Raw genomic sequence first — 6,003 nt, 5'->3', positions numbered from 1 at the left:
CAAGGGCATCGCCCTGCCCGACCCTGGCTTGGGCGATTTGGACCAATGCCGCAGCTTCCTGGATCAGCACGCCCGCTGACCACCCTGCTTTGATCGCACCAAGGATTGTGGCACTGCATTCGTTCGCACGCAAATATAGAAATTTGTTATTGGAATTCGCGCATATTACTGGAAATTCTTTTTGTTGCCTCAACCATCACTGATCCCTCTCTTGGGTTTCTCGCGCTGGACTTCGTGCAATGTGATAGCCGCGGCGCTGACGCTTGTCGCAACGGCCCCTGCGCTGGGCCAGAGCCAGCCGAGCTACGACAGCGCCAGCATGACGCAATGCATCCCCTTCGCGAATTTCCAGGCGCAGGGCACGCCGGACAAGAACGTCCTGCTGAACCTGCGCAGCATCAACGGCCAGCCCATCGTCGATGGCGCACTCAACGCCGGCTACATCATCGGCCGGCAAGGCATCCAGGTCGGCCTGACCGCCGCCAACACGTCGGGCTTCCGCTTCGCCAAGCTGGCTCCTTATGCGCAATATCCCGGCGACTGGATGATACCGCAAGGCTGCATCACCGTGAATCCAGAGGTGAACCGCAACGCGAACGGCGCGATCTGCACCCCTGCCGGCATCCTTTCGATACCGGGATCGCGCAGAGCTATGTGACGCGGCCACCGACGATCAAATTCGCAACGGTGGAGCAGAGCGATCTGAGCGAGCCGACGAAAATGGTGAAGGTGACAGCCCCCAGACCTCCCTGGCGGTCAACATTCCCAACGCTGCCAACCTGATCGCAATCGACGCCTTCATTATCGGCGCCGGTGCACCAAACGAACCGGCGCAGGTGATCCCCTCCAGCACCGGGCCGCCCCCGGAAAGGCGCCATTCATCAACGCAGGCCGCCATTTCCTGCGGCAGCATCAATTCCTATGCGACGCCAGGCAAGGCTATGTCGGCATGAAGAACCAGCCGAACTCCTGCGGTGAGGAGTGACGGGGCGCCGCGCCCCGCGCCGCCTAGAGCCGCAAGATCTCGAGGCGCTATGCGGCATCGAATCGATATCCAACCTAGCGGCCAGGAACCGCCGCATGGTCGGCCCGGAAATTCTCCACCGCCGGAACCAGAGCAGTCTTGCGCCCGCTGCTATAGGGCCGGCTTGTCGCGACTGCTCCACACCGCCGCCTCCCACGCGCGCCCAAGCTCGAAGAGGCCGGAGCATCCCAGCTTCTCCATGATGCGGGCCCGGTGGCACTCCACCGTCTTGAAGCTGATGCCGAGATCCCGGGCAATCACTTTGGTGCTTTTACCCGCGACCAGGCACACCATCACGTCGACCTCTCGCGCCGTCAGTTGCGCCAGACGCCCCACCATATCCCTCCCACGGGAATGAGAAGCCCTGACCTCCGCCTTCAACGCCGTGCCGACCGGGGTGGCCGGCGGCTGGGGAGACTCGATGTAGGACATCATCGTCACCTTACCGCCAACGACACCAAAGACCTCACCGCAGCGACGTAGGCGGCCTCCAGCGTCGGCTGGGGGGCAGACTGCAGTCGGCATCGCGTGGAGTCTGCGCAATGCGCCACGAAGAGATAGGCGGCGCTGCTGTCCGTATGGCGCCTGATGTCCGCCTGGATGGCGGTGATCGGTGAAGCCGGGCGGCCGGACTGGTCGCCGACCACACGCCCACGCGCCGTCTGCGCGAGCTGTGTGATTGCGGCCTCGATGGTCAATTCGCCCAGGCCGGGGGCGATGCCGTCCCCACACCGCTGCTCAAGCATCGTTGCCCGCAGCTCGCACCGCTCGGCGTCCTCCAACAGCATGGCGACGGTAGCGGCCGAAGCACGATCGACCATAGCCAGCGCGTCGGCACGATCATCGGCCGCCCGCCGGCGAAGCTGGTCAACGGACAAATGGTCGATAAACGGTAAATGTGCGTCGGGCATACGCTTGCCCTTGCGCGCCCCGACTACGACGGTATGCTCATGGTTGATCATCATGCCTCCGCGGCCATGTGTGATCGGTTCGATTCGGGTACCGGATTGAACGGTAGCGCCCGCCTGGGCCAACAGGCGGGCGCGAGCCGTACCGCTAGGCGGCCTTGGCCACGAATGGGTCTTCCGGATCCGATGGCTGGCTCGGCGCGCGGAAGCACTCGGCACCGGCCATCTCGTCGTTGGCAGCGTAGGCGTCGAGAGGCATCAGATGACCGTACGGCACCAGATTGCGGGTCAGGTCGTAGGCGTCCTGGAAGGGTCCGGTCCGATAGACACCCGGATCGTGATCCATGATGTGCCCCGCGAGGGCGATGCAATCGCGGGCATATTTCGCCGGCCGCAGCATGTGTGCGTGCCACGCCAGATCACACAGGTGCGTCGGAACCAACGGCTTGTCCGGATAAGCCGCGCACGCCGCGAAGAATTCGCGATACTGGGCGACGGAACGCAGGGCGCGCTCTTCGGGAACGCCCTTCTCGACGAGATCGGACACCAAAACGTCGAAATCAAGCGTATTGGCCACAATCAGCTTTTCAGAAATGCTCAACTTAGACCTCCTGTCTTTTGCCGCAAATCCGAGCGGCGCCGGCAATCGAAGAAAGAACAGCTGCGAAGCGTGATAGTCGCACCTGTGTATTTCCGCCGATAACAGTTTCGATTCGCCCCACACCACCCTTGAGCTGTGTTCGAATCGTCTCTTTTGACTTGTTCAGTTTTCTGGCGGCCTCTTCGGGTGTGAGGCCTGACGCCACCAGAGCGGCAGCCTCTGATTGAGCTTCTGTGAGGCCAAAATCACGATACAGCACATCTGCCAAATCCTCGGGATCCAACGCGATGGGAGCCACCACAAGGACTGCAGCCCCTGCCAGCGCTCCCACACCTTGTGACACCGATAGAATGTGAGGATCGCCACGTCCCCGGCGAACACACATTGTTACGCTGCGGCGGCCGGGCCAACCGAGTGCAGCCGAGGCGATGGCCTTGCTCAGATGCTGGGCGTCGGCACCATCGGCAGCGCACAGTCGACCGCCGTCGTCAAGCGCGAAGCCGTCACCCTGAGACAGTAGGACCGAGAACGCCGCGTTCCTGAATCGGATCCGCCCTTCCGGTCCGACGACCGCAATCGCCAAGTCGATGCTATCCAGCACCGCAGCCCTCTGCGCCATTTCCTCGCGTCGGCGAAGCGCCTCAAGAAGGCCGAAAGCAGGGATTTCCTCGTCAAAAAAGCTGCTCAGCCCAACATGCTTCGGTTCCGCCCTGATCTGAATGCTCCACCCGCTGTGGTGCATCCAATGCAAGCACATCAGCGGAACAGGAAAGGTTCGGATGAACTCCATCCGCTCGGCCCGTCGACGCAATTTGGTTCGTGCAAGCTTCTCGGAGGGTGACTCTTGAAGCGGCACTCCGGCTGCAGCTTCCTGCTTCATTGAAGCCAGCAGTATGTCGTCGAATGTCAGTTCCCGGTCGAAGTCGCAAAAGGCATACACGAGGCGCATATGGTCGCTCGCGAACGTCAACCGGTCGACATCATCGAATACCACCGCGCTGGAGCCTATGCGGACCGCAAGCGCAGCCATCTCAGCCAGCGCGGGTGGGGTATCGGACGGCAGGTTCATTGCGAGCATGACAACGCCCAGATAAGCATCATTCATGCAGCATATATATTCGAATAAGTCCCATCATCACCCAAATGGGTTACGCAGCTCAATTATGATGCTTTACCCACGAAAAGCATACCCCGGTATATCAGGGTGGTCTGAACGAGCAACAATTTTGCGCAACACACTCATCCCGAGAACCGCTCGTTAGAAACATATTCTTTTTTTGCCGGGACTCGGGCGCGACTCGGACGCGCATCGGTCATGAAGGTGACATAGATTGCCGCCACGATGATGATGGCAGCCCCAACAACCGCATTGAAGCCCGGTATCTCACCGAATAGGAGGTAACCAGCGGCCAGTGCCACCGGGACATCAATCAGGGTGATGGGCATCAGCATGGCCGGGCTGGCATGTTTGTAGCCGCGCACCGTTGACCACTGCGCACACGCCGACAGCAGGGCGATGCCCACCAGCCAAGGCAGATCGCCGGCCGGCGGCTCGACCATGACGGTGGAAGCCGGTATCGCCACGATGGCGCTGATGAGGATTGCGGCGACCGCGACCACCACCGAGGCCGGATTCGTCTTGGCAAGCCGCCGCATGGCGATCTGGCTCCCAGCCCCGGCGAAGGCGGCAACCACCAGGGAGGCGACCGCCCAATCCCAATGCGGCGTGCCGATCGACATCAGGCGGGGCCACAGTACCACCAGGGCACCAACGATGCCGATCCCAGCGGCGGCCCACAGCCGCGGGTCCGCGCGCTCGCCAAGAAAGACACGCTGCATCGGGATGACCAGCAGGATGCGCGTGTACATGAAGCCGGTCACCAGGGCGACCGGGAGTGCCGGCGAACTGTAGGCATGGACCAGGGCCATGAGGGACACCGCTCCCACCGCGGCGCGGATCAGGTGCACTTTGGGGTCCTGAAGCCGGCGCAGATGCAGGAAGGCCCGCCACACGACCGCAGCCAGGATGATACCGCCAGCCGAACGGAACAGCGCCATCTCCAGGGCCGGGAGCTTGGTCGACAGATGCTTGATGAGGAGGTTGGCCGCCATGAAGGTCAGGGCAGACGCCAGCGTCCAGAAGGCTCCCTTCGTTGCGTTACCCACGGTCGAAATCCTTGGTCCCGTCGTTTGGTCGATCAGTGGGATGCTTCGGTCGGCGAAGCTTGCCATTCGCCCAGACCGTGGGCCGGAAGGGAGCACCCCAATCCAATGTTTCGCGGGATCGCGATTGACACGCCGACGGCATCCCGAGCGGAAAGTCCCACCGGTGACTTCCAGCCATTAAATTCGTCGGCGGTCATCCCGATCCCCTCGCTTCGGGAAGTGACACGCGCCCGTCCATCGGGGAGGTGGAGCCGATCACCCAGCCCGACCCTTCGGCCTTCCGCTCTCCCTGGCATCTGGTTCAATCTCGGCGGCAGCCTTGATCTTGAACTGGATTTTCGGGAAGAGGCGCCTTGCGCCACTCCAGAATGGTCATTGCGCGTCATCCCCTTTCGATTTTGCGTTCGGCACCAGCGCCGCTCACGAAATTGTTTGGCTGTTCTGTGGATAACAGCGCAAGAGAGTTTCTCGTTCTGAGAACGACTTTTATGCACTTATGGCTGACGGGGGGGCAGTGGACACAGGCGGTCGGCCGCTCGCGGGACGGCCGCAGGTCCACAATCCATTGTCCGGCCGATGGTTGCAGGCAGCCAATCGTCGCCCCGTCGATAGCAGGCGACAAAACAACGAAGGCCCCTCGCGGAGGCCTTGGCAAGGCAGCTAAGTCATTGAAAAGATTGGTGGGCGATGAGGGGATCGAACCCCCGACATTCTCGGTGTAAACGAGACGCTCTACCGCTGAGCTAATCGCCCGAATTGGACAAGCCTTCGCACTCAAAGACAAGCCGACCGGGTGGTCTCCCGGCCGGCCGCACTATGCCCTGAGCGGGCCAGAAACTTCAAGCGCCGATAAGTGCTTAGTTCAGGGCGTCCTTCAAGGTCTTGCCAGCCTTGAACTTCGGCTGCTTCGACGCCGGAATGTCGATCTTCTCGCCGGTGCGCGGATTGCGGCCCTCGGTCGCGGGACGCTCAGCCACCGCGAAAGTGCCGAAGCCGACCAGACGGACCTCATCGCCGTTCTTCAAGGACTCGGCAATGCTGTCGAACACGGCGTCGACGGCCTTCGTGGCATCGGTCTTGGACAAACCCGACGCTTCGGCAACATGCGCCACGAGATCGTTCTTGTTCACGCAATCCCCCTTCGAAATTCAGCAAATACTGAAAGACAAAAGCCGCCCCAGGACAATTCGTCCACGACTTTTTGGAAGCAAAGGATAAGCACAGCGCTTGCCGCCCGTCAATTCCCGGCGGGCGGTAAAGCCGCTCTTTCCCAAAAGTCACGCCTCGGGCGGCGTCACGTCGAC

8 protein-coding genes and 1 tRNA gene are annotated in these 6,003 nt (G+C 61.7%); 2 read left to right on the top strand and 7 right to left on the bottom strand.

The window, feature by feature from the left end; translation table 11 throughout:
- The coding region (locus I71_RS39155) for a hypothetical protein (protein ID WP_211098389.1) at positions 1 to 203 on the top strand (203 nt) is incomplete at its 5' end.
- Positions 204 to 241: 38 nt separating this feature from the next.
- A complete protein-coding gene (locus tag I71_RS14890; protein WP_042695633.1) occupies positions 242 to 658 on the top strand; it encodes a hypothetical protein in 417 nt (138 codons plus the stop codon).
- 477 nt (positions 659 to 1,135) lie between these two features.
- On the opposite strand, the gene I71_RS14885 is transcribed toward I71_RS14890, so the two are convergent.
- The 7 genes from I71_RS14885 to I71_RS14855 all read right to left on the bottom strand — a co-directional run bounded on the left by I71_RS14885 (position 1,136) and on the right by I71_RS14855 (position 5,829).
- Positions 1,136 to 1,459 carry a response regulator transcription factor gene (locus I71_RS14885; RefSeq protein WP_049976131.1) on the bottom strand — a complete coding sequence of 108 codons (324 nt, stop codon included), beginning with the start codon at positions 1,457 to 1,459 and terminating at the stop codon, positions 1,136 to 1,138.
- Positions 1,460 to 1,461: 2 nt separating this feature from the next.
- Positions 1,462 to 1,989 carry a hypothetical protein gene (locus I71_RS37450; RefSeq protein WP_042695632.1) on the bottom strand — a complete coding sequence of 176 codons (528 nt, stop codon included), beginning with the start codon at positions 1,987 to 1,989 and terminating at the stop codon, positions 1,462 to 1,464.
- 91 nt (positions 1,990 to 2,080) lie between these two features.
- On the bottom strand, positions 2,081 to 2,533 hold the full coding sequence (locus I71_RS35030; protein WP_049976130.1) for a glycine-rich domain-containing protein-like: 453 nt from the start codon (positions 2,531 to 2,533) through the stop codon (positions 2,081 to 2,083).
- A 1-nt stretch (position 2,534) separates the two neighbouring features.
- Positions 2,535 to 3,638 (bottom strand): helix-turn-helix transcriptional regulator, encoded by a 1,104-nt coding sequence (locus I71_RS38295; RefSeq protein WP_042695631.1) that lies wholly within the window; start codon positions 3,636 to 3,638, stop codon positions 2,535 to 2,537.
- A 134-nt stretch (positions 3,639 to 3,772) separates the two neighbouring features.
- Positions 3,773 to 4,765 (bottom strand): DMT family transporter, encoded by a 993-nt coding sequence (locus I71_RS14865; protein ID WP_083897179.1) that lies wholly within the window; start codon positions 4,763 to 4,765, stop codon positions 3,773 to 3,775.
- Positions 4,766 to 5,377: 612 nt separating this feature from the next.
- A tRNA-Val gene (locus I71_RS14860) sits at positions 5,378 to 5,452 on the bottom strand.
- A gap of 104 nt (positions 5,453 to 5,556) precedes the next feature.
- Complete coding sequence (locus tag I71_RS14855; protein WP_012974523.1) at positions 5,557 to 5,829, bottom strand: HU family DNA-binding protein; 273 nt, start codon at positions 5,827 to 5,829, stop codon at positions 5,557 to 5,559.
- Positions 5,830 to 6,003 lie beyond the last annotated feature (174 nt).

This window comes from Azospirillum sp. B506, from assembly GCF_000333595.1.
GTDB lineage: Bacteria > Pseudomonadota > Alphaproteobacteria > Azospirillales > Azospirillaceae > Azospirillum.
This window is presented reverse-complemented; position numbering and strand designations above follow the sequence as displayed.